This window comes from Biomaibacter acetigenes, assembly GCF_003691585.1.
Classification (GTDB): Bacteria; Bacillota; Thermosediminibacteria; order Thermosediminibacterales; family Tepidanaerobacteraceae; genus Biomaibacter; species Biomaibacter acetigenes.
In genome coordinates, this window is record NZ_CP033169.1 from 1204265 (window position 1) to 1222837 (window position 18573).

Annotated in this window: 13 protein-coding genes and 2 pseudogenes; 13 read left to right on the forward strand and 2 right to left on the reverse strand. The window is 41.7% G+C overall.

Translation table 11 applies throughout. The annotated features are described in order from the left end of the window. The first annotated feature begins 26 nt into the window (after positions 1-26). The 10 genes and pseudogenes from arcC (at position 27) to D2962_RS05820 (ending at position 11032) form a co-directional block, all read left to right on the forward strand. Positions 27-965 (forward strand): carbamate kinase, encoded by a 939-nt coding sequence (arcC, locus tag D2962_RS05775; protein ID WP_122014434.1) that lies wholly within the window; start codon positions 27-29, stop codon positions 963-965. A gap of 262 nt (positions 966-1227) precedes the next feature. Continuing rightward, positions 1228-2013 (forward strand): cyclase family protein, encoded by a 786-nt coding sequence (locus tag D2962_RS05780; protein WP_120768861.1) that lies wholly within the window; start codon positions 1228-1230, stop codon positions 2011-2013. A gap of 97 nt (positions 2014-2110) precedes the next feature. Beyond that, on the forward strand, positions 2111-2980 hold the full coding sequence (locus tag D2962_RS05785) for a carbon-nitrogen hydrolase family protein (RefSeq protein ID WP_120768874.1): 870 nt from the start codon (positions 2111-2113) through the stop codon (positions 2978-2980). A gap of 21 nt (positions 2981-3001) precedes the next feature. After that, positions 3002-4423, forward strand: coding sequence for a uracil-xanthine permease family protein (locus tag D2962_RS05790; protein WP_122014435.1), 1422 nt, complete (start codon positions 3002-3004; stop codon positions 4421-4423). 178 nt (positions 4424-4601) lie between these two features. Then, positions 4602-6185, forward strand: a complete 1584-nt coding sequence (locus D2962_RS05795) for a PucR family transcriptional regulator (RefSeq protein ID WP_281273775.1) — start codon at positions 4602-4604, stop codon at positions 6183-6185. 106 nt (positions 6186-6291) lie between these two features. Beyond that, on the forward strand, positions 6292-7473 hold the full coding sequence (locus tag D2962_RS05800) for a CaiB/BaiF CoA transferase family protein (protein WP_122014436.1): 1182 nt from the start codon (positions 6292-6294) through the stop codon (positions 7471-7473). 14 nt (positions 7474-7487) lie between these two features. Continuing rightward, positions 7488-9042, forward strand: a pseudogene (locus D2962_RS05805) (acyl-CoA carboxylase subunit beta). 70 nt (positions 9043-9112) lie between these two features. After that, positions 9113-9439, forward strand: coding sequence for an OadG family protein (locus tag D2962_RS05810; RefSeq protein ID WP_122014437.1), 327 nt, complete (start codon positions 9113-9115; stop codon positions 9437-9439). Positions 9440-9481: 42 nt separating this feature from the next. Next, on the forward strand, positions 9482-9892 hold the full coding sequence (locus tag D2962_RS05815; protein ID WP_120769009.1) for a biotin/lipoyl-containing protein: 411 nt from the start codon (positions 9482-9484) through the stop codon (positions 9890-9892). A 24-nt stretch (positions 9893-9916) separates the two neighbouring features. Next, positions 9917-11032, forward strand: a complete 1116-nt coding sequence (locus D2962_RS05820) for a sodium ion-translocating decarboxylase subunit beta (RefSeq protein WP_122014438.1) — start codon at positions 9917-9919, stop codon at positions 11030-11032. 251 nt (positions 11033-11283) lie between these two features. On the opposite strand, the pseudogene D2962_RS05825 reads toward D2962_RS05820, so the two are convergent. Next, positions 11284-12482 (reverse strand): annotated as a pseudogene (locus tag D2962_RS05825) (IS701 family transposase). Positions 12483-13130: 648 nt separating this feature from the next. Here D2962_RS05825 and D2962_RS05830 point away from each other — a divergent pair. Together D2962_RS05830 and D2962_RS05835 are read left to right on the forward strand one after the other, a co-directional pair. Then, positions 13131-13886 (forward strand): GGDEF domain-containing protein, encoded by a 756-nt coding sequence (locus D2962_RS05830; RefSeq protein WP_122014439.1) that lies wholly within the window; start codon positions 13131-13133, stop codon positions 13884-13886. A 229-nt stretch (positions 13887-14115) separates the two neighbouring features. After that, a complete protein-coding gene (locus tag D2962_RS05835; RefSeq protein WP_122014440.1) occupies positions 14116-14955 on the forward strand; it encodes a bifunctional 5,10-methylenetetrahydrofolate dehydrogenase/5,10-methenyltetrahydrofolate cyclohydrolase in 840 nt (279 codons plus the stop codon). A gap of 2 nt (positions 14956-14957) precedes the next feature. Here the strand turns inward: D2962_RS05835 and D2962_RS05840 are convergent, their stop codons facing one another. Then, positions 14958-15599 carry a LysE family transporter gene (locus tag D2962_RS05840; RefSeq protein ID WP_122014441.1) on the reverse strand — a complete coding sequence of 214 codons (642 nt, stop codon included), beginning with the start codon at positions 15597-15599 and terminating at the stop codon, positions 14958-14960. 255 nt (positions 15600-15854) lie between these two features. Between D2962_RS05840 and D2962_RS05845 the strand changes: the two genes are divergently transcribed. Continuing rightward, a complete protein-coding gene (locus D2962_RS05845; RefSeq protein WP_122014442.1) occupies positions 15855-18491 on the forward strand; it encodes a cation-translocating P-type ATPase in 2637 nt (878 codons plus the stop codon). Positions 18492-18573 lie beyond the last annotated feature (82 nt).

An 18573-nucleotide genomic window follows, 5' to 3' on the forward strand; every position in this document is an offset into this window, starting at 1 on the left:
AACTTTATGAGGAGGGGTTGAAGGCGTTGTCAAGGACCGTTGTAGTAGCTTTAGGTGGAAATGCGATTTTAAGTCATGGGCAAAAGGGTTTCTGGGAAGAACAATTGCATAATGTCAATAAAACGGCTCAGCAAATTATTTCCTTGATATCTAAAGGATATCATGTTGTAGTATCGCACGGTAACGGCCCCCAGGTGGGTAATATATATTTGCAGAACCAAATTTCCAAAGAAGTGGTTCCCCCGCTGCCACTGTATGCATGTGGTGCCGAAAGTCAGGGGTATATTGGTTTTATGCTGCAGCAATCGATAAAGAATATGTTAGCGAAAAACGGTATCGACAAACAAGTCGTAACCCTGGTTACCCAGGTATTGGTGGATAAAAACGATGAAGCTTTCAAGAAACCGACAAAACCTATAGGTCCATTTTACAACCGGGAAGAAGCAATGCAGATTAAAAAAACGCAAAATATAGAAATGATAGAGGATGGCGGAAGAGGATGGCGGCGGGTTGTTCCTTCACCAAAACCGCTTGAAATTATTGAAAAAGATGTTATCAAAAATCTTGTTTCTGACGGGGTTATCGTAATCGCTTCGGGCGGTGGAGGCATACCAGTGATAAAAGATGAAGAAGGAAACTTAAAAGGTATAGATGCAGTTATAGACAAAGATTTAGCCAGTGCACTTTTGGCCTCGGAGTTAGATGCTGAAATTCTTTTAATACTTACGGATGTAGAAAAAGTGTGTATTAACTACAATAAACCCGATCAAAGAGAAATTGACAAAATCAGTACTCAGCATGCCAAGCAATATCTGCTGGAAGGGCATTTTGGAACGGGGAGCATGAAACCCAAAGTAGAGGCTGCCATCAGTTTTGTCGAAAATAGCAGAAGAAAAGCTATTATAGCAAAATTGGATAAATTGGTTGACGCTATTTGCGGAAATACCGGGACCTGCGTCTGTTAATATAAGTTGCTTTTTCACTGTTGTTCGATAACAAAAACCCAATATTGGCCCAACTAATAATTATTAACGAAAAACAAAGGTTTTAATTGAATAATAATAGAAAATTACTTGTGAAAAAAAGAGATAAGTATTTACTGGAAAGTTCTGTGAAAATGACAAAATAGTTTATTAGTTTTTTTAGGAGGTGAGAATGGACAACGTAAAACGTTCTAAAAATAAATAGTTAAAACATTATTAAAAACTTAGGGAGGTATCACAAATTATGAAATTGTATGACCTTTCTCAGCCTTTGAATGCCGATGTGCAGTTCTGGCCTTACTATCCCCCATTTGAGGCTAAATACTTCAAACGGAAACCCGAGCATGGTGTCAACGCTCAATACATTCAAACTTCAAATCACATCGGAACGCATCTCGATGCTCCGCGTCACTTTATTACGGATGCTATGACTATTGATGAAATACCACTCGAATGGCTCTATGGTCCCGGTGTAATTGTTGACCTTACAGATGAAATGGACGACCTCGCCGTATATACGCCGGAAATGATTGAAAAGCGTGCAGAAATCCGCGAAGGAGATATCCTCGTTCTTCATACAGGCTGGTATAAATACGCTACATTCGGATCAGAACCCGATGAAGAACGTTATATCCATCGCCATCCCGGGGCTCACCCGTCAATGGTACCGTGGTTGATAGAAAAGAAAATTAAGCTGTGGTGTGTTGACGCAGTTTCCACAGATCATCCGATGAACCTGCCCATAGGCAGATTTTTAGGAAAGGGGACCTTCGGACAATGCGATAGGGTTCGTGCCCTGGCCGAGAAAAAATTTGGCAAGGAAAACCTTGCAAAGCTATTCCCTGACGAAGATTACCAGTTGACACACAATGCGTTGTTCAAACATAATTGTATTCATGCTGAGAATTTAGGTGGTGATATCGGCGCACCTGAACTTCAGAATAGACGACTTACAATTGGTTGCTTCCCCTGGAAATTCAAAGGCGGAGAAGCTGCATTTGCCAGAGTCGTCGCTTTTGTTGAAGATTAAACATAAATTATTGAACCTTCAAGTTAAAAAGCCCCTTTTGAATTTACTTTTGAAAGGGGCTTATTTAAAGATATTGCTTGCCATAGGGGGATTATACATGAAAGAGACGGTCGTAGCCGGTGTTCAAATTGCCATAGAACCCAACAACCCGGAAAAAAATATGCAAAAAATTATAAAATGGTTGAGAAATGCAGTGAAAGAAAACAATCCTGATCTGGTAGTTTTTCCGGAAACGATTACTACGGGTTTTGCTACAGGCCTAACAAAGGAAAAGCTATGGGATTTAGTGGACACCGTACCGGGTAGATTTACAGAACAAATTTCCAGAGAAGCCCAGGATTTGAAAGTATATGTCGTGTTTCCCACTTATGAAAGAGGAAAAAACAGGGGAGATATATATAATTCCAGTGTTTTAATAGGACCTAACGGTGATATCATTGGCGTTTACCGTAAAACTCATGTCTATCCCACGGAAAGACAATGGGTTATACCGGGAGATAAAGCGGAGGTTTATGAAACATCCTTTGGAAAAATAGGAATGATAATTTGCTATGATGGAGATTATCCTGAATTAAGTCGGGCCCTTGCCATAAAAGGGGCGGAAATCATAGTAAGGCCTTCGGCGCTCCTAAGGAGTTTTGAAATTTGGAACCTCACTAATTGTGCCCGAGCTTATGATAATCATGTTTATCTGATCGGGGTAAATGCAACAGGTCCTGATGCGGACGGAAATTACTATTTTGGAAACAGTATGATAGTAAGTCCAATTGCCCAGCGCCTCGCTTTAGCCACCGCCGGTGAAAATGTTATTTGTGCCAAATTGGATCCCGATCCTTTAAAATATATGAGTTACGGTATTAAAAAGCCTATGATATTCAACCATCTTGAAGATAGAAATGTCAAGGTTTACGAAGGAATCCTAAAAGAAAGTAAAAGTCAGTTTCCTGTTAGTGGTCGGTATTTATAGAAGAATTAAAGGAGGTATAATATGGTAAATAAAGAAATGGCGGTAAATTCAACAGTGGATAAAAATTTAGACCCTCAAGAACAGCCCGTATGGGATGAAAATCCCAGAATAGTTAAACCACTTCTAAAAATAGACGAAAAGCCGAAGACGTGGTGGGAGTGTTTACTTTACGGATGGCAGCATACATTGGTTGATATATCGCCCTTCGTATTGCCTTTAGTAGTAGCGGGGGCAGCAGGGCTTTCTGAGGCTGACGGTGCGGTATGGGTCAGCCGCAGCCTGTTTGCGATGGGACTAGCCACACTGATTATGACCATCTTTGGCAATAGATTGCCGATTATTCAGGGGCCATCCGCCACTCTAACCGGAGCCCTTTCTTCCGTCGTAGGTTTATTTGGGATGCAAGCTATGTGGGGTGGGGTTTTTGCCGGTGGTATAGTCGAGGCATTAGTAGGTTTTTCACGGGTTTTGGGAATTTTACGCAAAGTATTTCCGGTGGCTGTATCGGGTACCGTTGTTATAACAATAGGTTTTTCCCTTGGCAGGACGGCAGTTGGCTGGATGGTGGGAAATGGTGATCCTTCCAACTTTATACTGGCCGCAGCGGTAATTTTAATGATATTTATTCTTCAGTTTACCACAAAGAACATTGCCGGTGGAATAATTTCAAGAGGATCCATATTTTTCTCTATATGGATTGTAGGAGTTGGTCTAGCAGGTCTTATGGGAAAGGTGAATTGGAATATAGTCGCTGCAAAACCGTGGTTTGCCTTGCCGACATTTTTCCCGTATGGTGGTCCTGGATTCGGATGGAAATTCGCCGTGGGAGCTATCATCGGAGCTTTAGTAGGATATCTTGGCTCGATAGTAGAATCTATTGGCGATTATGCTGCCACCTGCGCTGTTAGCGGAGAAGTTTACAGGGTAAAGCATATGAACAAAGGAATAATGGCAGAAGGATTGGGGTGTGTTATGGCAAGTTTATTCGGTGGGCTTCCCTGCACCAGTTATACCCAAAATATTGGCATTATTGCAACAACCAAAATTGCCTCCCGTTTTGTGGTACAGGTAGCAGCAGGGATTTTAATGCTTTACGGCCTGAGTCCGAAATTCGGTGCTTTATTGGTGGCCATTCCTCGTTCAGTTATTGGTGCAGTATTTGTAGTAGTTTGCGGTTCGATAGCCATGTCTGGTATAAAACTGGTAGCTTCGGCCAAACCCACAACAGCCAATACTTTTATGGTTGGAACGACATTAATACTTGCAATAGGCCTTCCGATCTATACAACATATGTTGTAGGACAGTGGACAAAATCCCTTTCTCCATTGGTTCAATTATTTTTGACCAATACCGTAGTTATTGCTGTTTTAACAGGCATTGTGTTAAATATCATATTGAATATTATATTAAAAGGTAACCAAGAGGAAATAGAAGACGTATAATATTTAAGTAGGATTTAGAGTATTTAAAAATTAAAATTATTTTTGGGGAAAAGAAAAAGTTAATTATTCTTTTCCCCTATTTTCGCATATTGAATGCAATGTAAGCGGTATTGTATAATTAAAGCAGATATTAAACGAAAAAGTAAAATTCCAAGAGGGGATTATTGTGAACGGAGTTATGCTAAAAGACATCCTGAGTTTACAAGAAATGAAGGATGTTAAAGTAATTGCCGGTGAAAAAGGGTTAAATCGGGTGGTAAAAAATGTAAATATTATGGAAGTGCCGGATATAGGAGATTGGATAAAAGAAGGAGAATTGCTGCTTACTACGGGTTTTGCCATAAAAGATGATTTGAATGCGCAGCAAAAATTAATTCCGCTGTTAAATTCAAAAAATTTAGCGGGCCTTGCCATAAAACCAAAAAGATATATAAACGATATTAACAAGACAATAATCGATATTGCTAATGCCCTTGATTTTCCCCTGATGGAATTCCCCTTTTATATGTCTTATTCGGATTTAATTTTACCTATCCTTAATACAATTATAAATCACCAGGCAATGGTGTTAAATAAAATTGAGTACGCCCATAATAAAATAATGGATATACTTGTCAATAATGGAGATATACCCCAGATAGCGGAAACAATGCGAAAGTTAGTAGGTAACCCAGTAATAATCAAAGATATTTGCGGAAATATACTGGCATCAACTTTAAACGAAGAGGAAAACAAAGAAATTAACAGAAGAGAAACGGCCCAAGAAGAGGAAAGTATAAAGATAACAAAACTGCCTATAATAGCGCAAAATGAGATTTTAGGGCATATATACTGTTATGAGATGTATCATGGTCTTACAAAAGTTGATTTAATGTCTCTTCACAGGGCTGCCGCTCTTGTAACTTTGGAACTGGTGAACAGGGAAAAGATAAAAGTAATAGCGAAACGTTATAAAAATGAATTTTTAATGGAACTTTTAAATGGCAATATGGTGGATGAACAATATATAATAAAACGCGGTCTGCAGCTGGAATGGGATTTGAATCAGGAAATGAGCGTAATGTTGATAGATATTAACTTCTTGAAAAAATACCCTAACGAGACATCGCAAATAGAAAGTATTATAAATAAGGTATATAGCATGGTACAAACCATTGTTGAAGGATTTAATAAAAATCCAATAATTGGAACATTAGGTTCAACTATAATTTTACTAATCCCGGTAAAGAAAGTCTACTTGTTTTTTTCGGATATTTCTTCCAACGCTTTAATAAAACTCGGACATTATATTAAAAAATTACTGCTTCAGCAACTTTCTCAAATTGAAATAAATATTGGCATAGGAAAAACTTATAGTTCATGTGCGGATTTTTCGAAGAGTTATGAAGAAGCGAAAAAATCCTTGCAGATATTGAAAGCGATGTATTGTGACAACAAAGTCATATACTATGAAAATTTAGGCATGTATAAGTTGTTCCATAACTTGAGTCATGAAGGAATAAATTTTGTAAAGGAAATACTTTTTCCTATAATGGAATATGATGAAAAAAGAGAAGGCAATTTAATGGAAACCCTTGAGGCGTATTTTAAATATAATGGAAATATAAAGCTGGTTGCACAACAGCTATATATACATTACAATACCGCAATATACAGGATGGAACAAATTCAAAAGCTTTTAAAGCTTGACTTTAATAACCCTGATGATAGGTTGAACATTGAAATGGCATTAAAATTGAAGAATTTTATTAGTGCTAAATAATCTCCGAATTTTTTCGGAGATTTTTTTGTTATAAGCTAACAAAGGAGTATACAGTTCAAAAGTTAAAATATTAATAAAACATAAAATCAATTGAGGAGGTTTAATTATGTTACCATTATCTGAAGTTAAAGTTCTGGATTTAAGCAGAGTTCTTGCGGGCCCATATTGTAGCATGATTCTTGCCGATTTGGGAGCTGATGTAGTAAAAGTGGAAATGCCGAAAAAAGGGGATGATTCCAGAGCTTTCGGACCTTTTGTAAACGGTGAAAGCGCTTACTTTATGAGCATTAATCGCAATAAGAAAAGTATAACTTTGAATTTAAAAGCCCCCAAAGGAAAAGAGATTTTTAAAAATCTTGTCAAAAAATTTGACGTAGTTTTGGAGAATTTTAGACCGGGGACTATGGAACGTTTAGGGTTAGGGTATGATGTGTTAAAAAAAATAAATCCTGGGTTGATTTATGCCGCTTGTTCCGGTTACGGCCAAACCGGACCTTATACGGATAGACCTGCTTATGATGCAGTGATACAGGCTATGGGAGGATTGATGAGCATTACCGGTTTTCCCGAGGGAAGACCTACCAGAGTAGGAGCTTCCATTGCAGATATTACAGCGGGTTTATTCACTACAATCGGAATTATGGCGGCACTGGTAAAAAGAAAATCTACCGGCGAAGGAGATATGGTTGATATTGCCATGCTCGATAGTATAGTTGCTGTTTTGGAAAATGCCATTGCCCGGTATGAGATAACAGGCAAGGTCCCCGGCCCTATTGGAAACCGCCACCCATCAATTACACCTTTCGAGTCCTTTAGAGTTTCCGACGGGGAAATAATGGTAGCTGTAGGAAATGATGACCTATGGGCAAAATTTTGTCAGGCAATAGATAAGCCCGAGCTAATAGACGAACCTAAATTTAAGATAAACCCGCAAAGGGTTGAAAATTATGATGCTCTCAAACCCATTTTACAGTCGGTGATGGCCCAAAAAAGCGTGGATGAGTGGATATTGATTCTTGAAAAAGCCGGTGTTCCCTGTTCTCCAATAAATACTATTGATAGAGTCGTAAATCACCCACAGGTAATGGCCAGGGATATGATAGTAAAAATCCATCATCCCACAGCCGGAGAAATTAAAATTCCGGGCAGTCCATTAAAATTTAACAATGCAAAAGTAATTTTTAACCCGGCTCCAATATTAGGTCAGCATACTGATGAAATTTTAAAAGAATTATTAAACATGAATGAAAACGAAATTAACATGCTCCGGAATAATGAAATCATTTAGACAAGGAGGAAATCATGTCTACACTGAAAATTAAACTTGACACCCTAAATCAAAAGCGAAAAGCCATCCAGCAGGCTGGAGGTGAAAAGCGCATAGCAAAACAGCACGAAAGCGGCAAGCTCACCGCCCGGGAAAGAATCCAAAAACTCCTTGACGAAGGAAGCTTCGTCGAAATCGACGCCTTTGTAGAACACCGCTGCATCCAGTTTGACATGGCAGAAACTAAAGCCCCGGGTGAAGGCGTAGTCACCGGCTACGGCACCATAAACGGCAGGCTGGTCTTCATATTTTCCCAGGACTTTACCGTCATCGGCGGGTCCCTGGGAGAAATGCACGCCGCCAAAATAGTAAAAGTCATGGACATGGCTATGAAAATGGGAGCTCCTTTAATAGGATTAAATGATTCCGGCGGCGCCAGAATCCAGGAAGGCGTGGATGCGCTGAAAGGCTATGGAGAAATCTTTTACAGGAACACCCTCGCATCCGGAGTAATACCTCAAATTTCGGTCATCCTGGGCCCCTGCGCCGGAGGAGCCGTATATTCCCCAGCGCTCACCGACTTTGTATTCATGGTCTCCGGCACAAGCAAAATGTTCATCACCGGCCCACAGGTAATCAAAGCCGTAACCGGAGAGGAAGTCAGCCCCGAAGACCTGGGCGGGGCAAAAGCCCACAACCAGAAAAGCGGTGTCGCCCACTTCATGAGCCAAAACGAAGAAGAGTGCTTTGACCAGATAAAAAAACTGCTGTCATACATACCATCCAACAACCTGGAAGATGCACCCTTCAAAGAAACGGGAGACAGCCCTGTAAAGATACTACCGGAACTTGACAATATAGTGCCCGTCGACCCAAACAAACCCTATGACATGAAAGAAATAATCAAAATGGTGGTGGATGAAGGCGATTTCTTCGAAGTACAGCCCCTTTATGCCCAAAACATGATAACGGGCTTTGCGAGACTATCCGGCCACAGCGTCGGAATCCTGGCAAATCAACCCAGAGCTCTGGCAGGTTGCCTTGACATAAATGCCTCCGACAAAGCAGCAAGATTCATCCGATTCTGCGATGCCTTCAACATACCCCTGATAACCTTCACCGACACCCCCCGGCTACCTTCCCGGAGTAGCCCAGGAACATGGAGGAATAATCCGCCACGGGGCAAAGCTGCTCTATGCCTATTCCGAAGCCACCGTCCCGAAGATAACCGTCATCACCCGCAAAGCATACGGAGGAGCATATATAGCCATGTGCTCAAGGCACCTCGGAGCAGACCAGGTCTTTGCATGGCCCACAGCAGAAATAGCAGTCATGGGCCCCGAAGGAGCGGCCAATATCATATTCAGAAAAGAAATAGAAGAATCCAGCGACCCGATAGCCACGAGAAATGAAAAAATAGAAGAATACAGGGATAAATTCGCCAACCCCTATCAAGCCGCAGCAAGAGGCTACGTGGACGATGTAATAGAACCATCCGCCACCAGAGTAAAACTCATTTCCGCCCTGGAAATGCTGATGTCAAAACGCGAAACAAGACCTGCCAAAAAGCATGGCAACATTCCGGTATAAAAGAGGTGAACCAGATTGAATAGTATTGCACAGGACCTCATGGAATCACTAAAAAACAGGATTACTGGGCATGGGCATAGTAATGGTAGCCCTGTATAGTCTCTCTTTAATTCTGGATCTTATGAGATATATATTTTATCCCCAGGCAAGACAGGTAAAAAAAAATGAAAAAACTGGAGAACCAGTAGAAGAAATAAAACAACCGGAACCACCCCATGAACAGGATAACCGGGAACTGGTAGCAGTAATTACTGCAGCATTGAGTGAATACCTGCAAAAACCCATAACACATATCAGAATAGGTTCCATACGCCAGATTCACAAAACTACTCCCGAATGGGGAAGGGCAGCAAGATACGAAAAAGCACATTTCAAAAAAGCTACCGCTGTCAATTAAAATATAATAATGAAAGCTTTTTTATGAAAGGAGATAAAAACTATGAAGAAATATAAAATAACCGTAAATGGCCAGACTTATGAAGTAGAAGTTGAAGAGATAGGTGGTACCGGGCTGGTTAAAGAGGAGACACCTGCGCCTGTGGCCACAACAGAAAAGCCAAAAGAAGCGCCGAAACAGGAAACTCCAAAGCCAGCACCTGCTACCGCACCGGCACCCAAAAAAGCTGCACCTGCCGGTAAGGCAACAATCACTGCCCCAATGCCCGGAACCATACTTTCCGTAAAAGTAAAAGAAGGCTCAAAAGTATCAAAAGGCGATGTAATAATGATATTGGAAGCCATGAAAATGGAAAACGAAATCCTTGCTCCCCAGGATGGAATTATATCTTCCATAGACGTATCCGAAGGAGCATCCGTAAATACCGGCGATATACTGGCTACCATGGAATAAATAATTAAACGGGAGTGGAGAGCCTTGCTAGACCAAATAATAAATTTCATTAAAACCACCGGATTTGTAAATATAACCATCCAACAATCAATAATGCTATTAATATCCTGTATCCTGCTTTACCTTGCCATAGTAAAAAAATATGAACCGCTGCTGCTGGTGCCCATAAGCTTCGGCATGCTCCTGGCCAACATCCCTCTGGCCAACCTCATGCAAAAAGGAGGATTTCTGTACTGGATATACCAGGGCGTAGAACTTGATATTTACCCACCCCTCATCTTTTTGGGAGTAGGTGCCATGACCGATTTCGGCCCCCTCATCGCCTACCCCAAGAGCCTGCTTCTTGGAGCCGCCGCCCAGTTTGGCGTATTTACCACATTCCTGGGAGCAACACTATTGGGGTTTAACTTCAAAGAGGCAGCATCCATAGGAATAATAGGCGGAGCCGATGGCCCTACCGCCATATTCCTTTCAAGCAAACTTGCCCCCCACCTGCTGGGAGCCATAGCCGTATCGGCATATTCATACATGGCCCTGGTACCCATAATACAGCCTCCCATCATGCGCCTTTTAACCACCAAAAAAGAGCGCATGGTAACCATGGAACAATTAAGACCCGTTTCCAAAACCGAAAAGATAATATTCCCCATAATAGTTACAATTCTTGCCAGCTTCCTGGTCCCGCCGGCTACCGCACTAATAGGCTGCCTCATGCTGGGAAATCTCTTTAGAGAATGTGGAGTCGTTGAGAGACTCTCAAAGACTGCCCAGAATGAGCTTATCAACATCATCACCATATTCCTGGGCACTACCGTCGGAGCTACAGCCAGTGCCGAAAACTTCCTGAGAATACAAACCATTGAAATACTGCTCTTAGGTCTTGCAGCCTTTGCCATGGGGACGGCAGGCGGAGTGCTTCTGGGAAAACTCATGTATGTATTATCCGGAGGGAAAGTAAACCCCTTGATCGGTTCTGCCGGAGTTTCGGCAGTGCCTATGGCTGCCCGGGTTTCCCAGGTTGTAGCCCAGAAAGATAAGCCCGGCAACTTCATACTGATGCACGCCATGGGTCCCAATGTGGCGGGGGTTATAGGGACTGCTATAGTGGCAGGAGTTTTGCTGTCGCTGTACGGTGGTTGATAAAAAGAATGGTATAACAATCCACGATAATCAAATCTAAGAAAGGAGAATCAGCTATAGTAGCCCGCCATTAATGGAGGGCTACTATTACTATTACTTGCTGACATTGTGGGTAAAAAACGGACAGATTGACCCATCTACCTGTAATTTCACAGTGGAACGGGCATACATCAAGACCATATTTCCTTTTTATTTAATACTATAGATGAGAAAATTTAATTACAGATATTGGTAATTCATTGCCACAATAACTATGCAATATTTAACTGTTCAAAAATAACCTCAATAGGAACCTTATTTTGAGCACTTTGATAAATCCATTCCACACGGTGCCTCTTGGTTTCTTTCCTGATAGAGATGAGACTTTCACCAAGATAGCAGAAAGAACCTGTTCTCATAGTACAGAACAAATACGTTAGCGCTATTAGAAGCAGAATCCTGTCGATTGACTTGGAAGATCGTACCCGGTAAGTATTCAAGCCAAGGTTATTCTTCGTCTGCCTGAAGAAAATCTCAATCGGCCAGCGTTTGCTATAGTATTCAAGGATCGTCTGGGTATCCAACTCAGTATCGGTGCACAAAAATGCGTGTAAGGCACCAGGTTTTTTAAATGCGCTTTTATGCCAGCATCGTAAAACTACAGCATTATCTATATCATTTAAGGCCCCTTCGTATCGATATACCAGATATGTAGAACCGTTCACTGTAACGGGGTGAACATTGTTCTTTTCAATATATTTTGCAGCAAAATCTTTTATCTGGATACGAATGCCTTGTGGATAAATAATACGGTTGTTTTTAGTGCACCAATGAGATGATATCCCCTTTTAAAGTAAGCGTTAATTACTTTTTCATTAGTATACCAAGAGTCGCAAAGACCATAAGCTGGTCCTTTAGGTATTGGATAGGTAGCTACAATTTCGCAAATTCTTTCTATCTTGGTTTTGTAACCTTTGATGTAACGCTCAATACAATAAGGCAGTACTCTTTCACCACAGGAGAGAACCACAGCAATAAGCTGATACCCCCAAACCTTTTTTCTTTTAAGATGAGACTGATGATAACCTGTTGCTTGAATTGGAGACTTTGCCCGTGACGAAGGCTTGGTCTTTTCAGCAATAGTATAATCAAAAATTGCAAATATAGGGGTAGATTGATGTTGGGAGTAGCGGTAAATAACACTAACAACTTCTCTCCTAATGGCTCTCCATGCATATTCTATATTCCAAACGCCCTGGCTTAAGAATTTACCAAAAGTAGTTCTATGGCAATTTGTTAAACTTAAGGTGACAATATCTTTAACGGTTCCATTATAGCCTTTTTGTACAGATGCAGACACGAATTCTACTATATGGCGTAAAACAGGAATAGTGAAGTAAAGTGTAAAATTTAATTTCAAAAGGTACTGGAAAATTGGTGAGTTTTCTGATATGATTCTTTTATGAGACATTTGCTTCACTCCTGTTTTAGTGTTGTGTTGATAACATTATTAAAACACGAAAGTGAGCATTTGTCTCTAATTTTTTGTAATAAGGTTGTTTATGGTAAATTATGGAACCGATTTTTCTCATCTATAGTTTAATATAATAGACCGATGGTGGCTTCGCCGCCGGAACGCTATCGTATTAGCAACTTGGTTACAGATAATAAGACCTTCTTCCGACTCTGCCAGTACTATTTTTCTGCCAAATTCTCCGTTAGCCCTTGATTTACCTTTTAGTTTCTCATCTCCGATGTCCCCTTATTGAATAATTCGGGCATCAGCTCAATAGCCTCCACTTTCCATCTATTCAAGAGATACGATTCTCTTTTTTCAATAAATATATTCTATCTTATTTTATCCTTTTTTGTCTCCAACTTTATGGTACCATTATAGTTGGATGGGGAATTTACCTAATCCTGAATTTGAAGAAGAACTCAAAAAGATACCTGAATCCGTGACAAATAATAACAAAAAACAGTTGTACAAAGAAGAAAAATATAGTAAAATAGAGTAAGGATAAAAAAATACACCTACAAGATCGAAATTTGAACAGCTATTCAAAAACCTACTGGGCAAAGCCTCTTTATGGAATATTGAGAAAGGAGTGATAAACAAGTGCAAAATAGGGTAATGATTGGACTGCTTTTATATATGCTAATGATAGGGATAGCGTATGGTGTAATATTCCATGCGATAGTTATGCCTTTATTTAACGGACAATTATTACACTGCATATTTATGGGAATTATTTTTAGTTTTATTAATTATGCTATTGCGCATAAGTACTATAAAAGATATTCTTCGTTAAAAGAAGAAAATATTATTTTGAGGGATAATATTAAAGTTGATAAACTAACAGGTCTATTAAATAGAAGAGCATTTGATAGTGATATCAAAAGAATTGAAAAAAGTGAATTATATTCAGTAGTTTTTGTAGACATAGATAATTTTAGAGAATTTAACAATAAGTTTGGTCACCAAGTCGGTGATGCTGTTTTGCAAAATGTTTGTAAAGTTATAAAGTCCAATATAAGAAGTAAAGATAAGGTGTATAGATATGGAGGAGAAGAAATAGTAATTATATTAAGAGATTGTAATAAAAATAATGCTATAAGTATTAGCGAGAAGATTCGACACAGTATAAGCATTTTAGATAATTCGCCTTTTCCTAATATTACTGTTTCAATGGGAGTAGCAAGCAATATTGAGGATGGCTACACTATTAACGACATAATTAGAGCGGCGGATTTTGCTTTGTTGGCTGCAAAGAATAAAGGGAAGAATTGTGTAGTAGGATATACTAAACAAAGTATAACCCGGATCAGTAATAAAAAATATATAAAAACTGATGAAAAAACAAGAATAATATAGTAAAATGGAGTAAGGACAAGAAAAACTTGCCAAAATAAATTCAACTCGGTGGTGCAACCATCAAATTTGAATTGATATAAACAAATGAACTTCTTACTCCTGCAAGTGGTCTTTCCTGTGCAGAAGGACTTTTATCCAACATGTCGGATAATATTTGTAGCGGCAGGCAGCGCGTAATAAAATTCTACCTGTCGGTTTTACATGTAATTTTAAAATAAAGGGTGATTCTATGGTGCAAATTCTGAGCGGCAAGGCTGTGGCACAAAAACTGAAGCAGGATATAACGGTTGAAATTGATATATTAAAATCAAAGGGTGTTATTCCCACCCTGGGTATCGTGCTGGTGGGGGACGAGGAAGATTCTCTTTCCTACGCCAATAGTGCAAAAAAGCGCTGCGAGACTCTGGGAGCGGGCTGCAATATCTTTAAATTTCCGGCGGGCATAAACCAAGATGACTTAGAAAAAAAGATACTGGAATTAAATGAAAACAGGGATATTCACGGGTACATCATCATGAAGCCCCTGCCTTCTCAGATTAATGAAAAGCGGATTGCAGAAATTATTGACCCTGCAAAAGACATAGACTGTATGACCCCTAAAAACATAGCTAAAGTCTTTGCTGGCGATAATACCGGTTTTTCGCCATGTACCGCCCGGGCAGTTATGGAAATATTGAATTTTTATCAAATACCCATTGAAGGAAAGCGGGCGGTCATCATCGGCAGGAGCATGGTGGTAGGAAGGCCGCTTTCCATGATGCTTCTAAAACAAAATGCCACAGTCACCATATGCCATACCAGGACCAGAGATCTTGCAAAAGAGGCAAAGCGGGCGGATATCTTGATAGCCGCCGCCGGAAAAGCCGAAATGGTGACAAAGGATATGGTTAGCCCCGGGACTGTAGTAATAGACGTGGGCATAAACTTCAAAGATGGCAGGATGGTAGGAGACGTCCTGTATGAAGAAGTGGAGAAACTGGCCTCTGCCATAACACCCGTTCCAGGGGGAGTCGGTTCTGTCACCACCATGGTACTTTTAAAGCAGCTCGTGGAAACCTGCCGGAAGTAAAGTCAGGACAGGAATTTTATCCCTGAGTACAGGAAATACATTGACAATATCCCCAAAAAGACGCCCATTATTAATATCAGACTACGGTATACCGTATCGCTTATGAATTTTTTTCCGGTAACTACCATTATGCCGACTATGAAAAGCCAGGAGAAGTCCGAGAGGATATGGCCGAAATAAAAAGATAAAATTCCGGCCATGCCATTTTTTAATGAGAGAGCCACATAATTTGACCCGATGGTCACCCACCACAGAAACCAGTAAGGGTTGGAGATGGTGGCAAAAATCCCCGAAAGGCCAGGGCCGAAGTTGCGGGATGAACCGGGGGATGCTTTCATATCAAGGCTTATTTTACCCAGGTGTACATCCCGGATCATATCAAAGGTCATTTTGAAAAGAAAAAGGGAGCCTATGATGCCAATAAATCCCATAATAAAAGGTTGGTTAAGCATACTTCCTAGGCCTAAAGCCAGCACCAGTACCAGAAGGGCTTCCATGAGGGCGTGGCCTGATGACACCAGTAGATTGGCTCCAAGGCCACTTTTTAGCGACTCATTGAGGGCTATGGTGACTAGAGGTCCTGGCATCATGGCTCCGGATAATCCTACAAGAAAGGCGGTAATAAAAATTGATGAAAGATTCACGGCAGACCCTCCAATTGAACAAGTTTGATATATACCCCAAGGATGATAGATATATTATATTACATATAAACTTTTTTGGATATATAAGACCAAAATAATTATAAAAATACAACCTAGGCGGGCAGCTTACAAGGACTCCTGGAAGCCCTGGGATACAAATGATTTCATAATTGAAACTGATGTTTTAGACATAATCCCCAGAAACCGGGCATAAGTAATTAAGTGTAATACAAACCGGGCGGAGGGGATTTTTTTATGGAATACTTTGGCACGGACCTTCATAAAGGATTGTCCAGCCGGGAAATACCTTTGAAGAAAAAGCTCTTCGGAGAAAACCAGATTCAGGAAGTCAAAAAGATATCACCCCTTTCAATTTTCATAGCTCAGTTTACGGATTTCATAACCCTTGTCCTCATAGGGGCCATGGCTATATCCGCGTATCTCGGAGAGGTGGCGGATGCCATAGCCATCACCGCCATCGTCATCATTAATGGCTTCCTGGGTTTTATCCAGGAATACAGGACCGAAAAATCCCTTCAGGCCTTAAGGGAACTGGCAGCACCTACGGCAAAGGTTTTGAGGGATGGGGAAATCAAAGTGGTTCCGGCTAAGGATGTTGTTCCGGGGGATATAGTACTCCTGGAAAGCGGGGATCGGGTGCCTGCCGATGGAGAGCTCATTGAAGCTGAGGGGTTTTCTATAGATGAATCCATTCTCACAGGAGAATCGGTGCCGGTGGAAAAGTCCACAAAGCCAGGGGAAGAAGCCGAGATGAAGATACACAGGAGAAACCTTGCATTTATGGGCACCCTGGTGGTCTCAGGCCGCGGCAGGATGCTGGTGACCGAAACCGGCATGGGCACCGAGATGGGCAAGATTGCTGGCATGATGGGCAAGATAGAAGATGAAGAGACACCACTGCAGCAGCGCCTGGATGTACTGGGAAAGCAGCTGGTGACCGCCAGCCTTTTCATATGCGCCACGGTATCTATCCTCGGCATCATCCGGGGGGAAAAGGCCTATGATATGTTCCTTTTCGGGGTCAGCCTTGCCGTGGCTGCCATCCCCGAAGGCCTTCCGGCCATTGTAACGGTCGTCTTGACCCTTGGAGTCCAGAGAATGATAAGAAAAAATGCCGTTATAAGAAAACTTCCGGCGGTAGAGACCCTGGGGTGTGCCACGGTCATCTGCAGCGACAAAACCGGCACTTTAACGGAGAACCGGATGACCGTAAGGAAAATCTATATAAACGGCAAGACTTTAATGGTTACCGGCACTGGCTATAATTCCGAAGGGGATTTCATTTCTTCCGAGGGCAGGCTTTTCAAAAAACCTGAGGGTGAACTCAAACGCTTGCTGGAAATCGGAGCCTCCTGTAACAATGCGGTGATTTCACGTCAAAAAGGCGGGCTCTTTGGCGATTTTATTAAAACCAGAGAGCTTGCGCCCTCCGGAGACCCCACGGAAGTGGCCATACTTGTAGCCGCCTTAAAAGGCGGGGTACAAAAAGAAAATGTAGACAGCACTTACCGGAGGATTAGGGAAATACCCTTCGACTCCAATAGAAAAAGAATGTCGGTGGTGGTTAAGAACCACAGGGGTGAGATCTTTCTATTCTCAAAGGGTGCGCCGGATGTTGTTTTATCTCTGTGCACCCGGATAGAAAAAGATGGTCAGGTGCGGCAATTATTTAAAAAAGATGAGGATGAAATACTCACCATCAATGAGGATATGGGAAGGGAAGCCCTCAGGGTGCTGGCCTTTGCATATAAAAAATTAACCATACAGGAGATGGATGATAAAGACCCGGAGCATGGCCTCGTTTTTTTAGGGCTCATGGGCATGATAGACCCGCCGAGGCCTGAAGCAATAGAGGCTGTGCAGAAGTGTTTTTCCGCTGGTATCCGTCCGGTGATGATAACCGGTGACCATAAGGCTACGGCCTGGGCTGTTGCCAGGGAACTCAAGATGATAACAAAGGACAGTAAAATTCTCACCGGTCGGGAACTGGATGACATGAGCGAGCCGGAATTTACAAAATGCGTGGATGATGTAGCCGTATATGCGCGGGTGACCCCCCGGCACAAGCTTAAGATAGTAAAAGCTTTGAAGAAAAAAGGTCATGTGGTGGCCATGACAGGGGATGGGGTAAACGACGCTCCTGCTGTCAAGGAGGCCGATATTGGTGTATCTATGGGCATAAGCGGCACCGATGTAACAAAAGAGGCATCTTCCATGATTCTATTGGATGACAATTTTGCCAGCATAGTGGCAGCGGTGGAAGAGGGCAGAATTATATATGATAATATAAGGAAATTCATCCGCTATCTCCTATCCTGCAACATAGGAGAGGTTCTTACCATGATATGGACATCGGCTCTGGGCTTACCCCTGCCGTTATTGCCCATACAGATCCTGTGGATGAACCTGGTGACCGACGGGCTCCCGGCCATGGCCCTGGGTATGGACCCTCCCGAAAGGGATGTAATGAACCGAAAGCCCAGGAGCAAGGGTGAAAATGTATTTTCCGGTGGCCTTGCAAAAAGAATAATATACAGGGGGGTATTAATAAGTGTTGCCACGGTAGCTGCTTTCATTCTGACAGGACTTTACAGCAAGGGGGATCTCATCCTGTCAAGGACAGCATCTTTCAGCACCCTGGTACTGGCGCAGCTCATTTTTGTGTTCGAGTGCAGGACCGAAAGGCGCGGGATATGGGAGCAGAACCCCTTTTCAAACATATATCTAACCCTGGCAGCATTACTTTCCGCAGGAATGCTCCTTATGGTAATATATGTGCCCTTTTTCCAGCCCATTTTCCATACAATCCCTCCGGACAGAAACCTATGGATGCTCATAGTAGCCCTGGCAGGCCTCAGCGCGGTGGTATAAACTCACTTCCTGGTTTTTGACGACCCGGGCAGGAATTTTCAATCTTTTGTGGAATTATTAAATATATCACATGCCGGGGGGT

Excerpts from the sequence above, each read along its gene's own strand:
- D2962_RS05810 (WP_122014437.1), top strand. The coding sequence starts at position 9,113 with ATGGGCATAGTAATGGTAGCCCTGTATAGTCTCTCTTTAATTCTGGAT.
- D2962_RS05785 (WP_120768874.1), top strand. The coding sequence starts at position 2,111 with ATGAAAGAGACGGTCGTAGCCGGTGTTCAAATTGCCATAGAACCCAAC.
- D2962_RS05845 (WP_122014442.1), top strand. The coding sequence starts at position 15,855 with ATGGAATACTTTGGCACGGACCTTCATAAAGGATTGTCCAGCCGGGAA.
- D2962_RS05790 (WP_122014435.1), top strand. The coding sequence starts at position 3,002 with ATGGTAAATAAAGAAATGGCGGTAAATTCAACAGTGGATAAAAATTTA.
- D2962_RS05795 (WP_281273775.1), top strand. The coding sequence starts at position 4,602 with ATGCTAAAAGACATCCTGAGTTTACAAGAAATGAAGGATGTTAAAGTA.
- D2962_RS05815 (WP_120769009.1), top strand. The coding sequence starts at position 9,482 with ATGAAGAAATATAAAATAACCGTAAATGGCCAGACTTATGAAGTAGAA.
- D2962_RS05780 (WP_120768861.1), top strand. The coding sequence starts at position 1,228 with ATGAAATTGTATGACCTTTCTCAGCCTTTGAATGCCGATGTGCAGTTC.
- D2962_RS05800 (WP_122014436.1), top strand. The coding sequence starts at position 6,292 with ATGTTACCATTATCTGAAGTTAAAGTTCTGGATTTAAGCAGAGTTCTT.
- D2962_RS05835 (WP_122014440.1), top strand. The coding sequence starts at position 14,116 with ATGGTGCAAATTCTGAGCGGCAAGGCTGTGGCACAAAAACTGAAGCAG.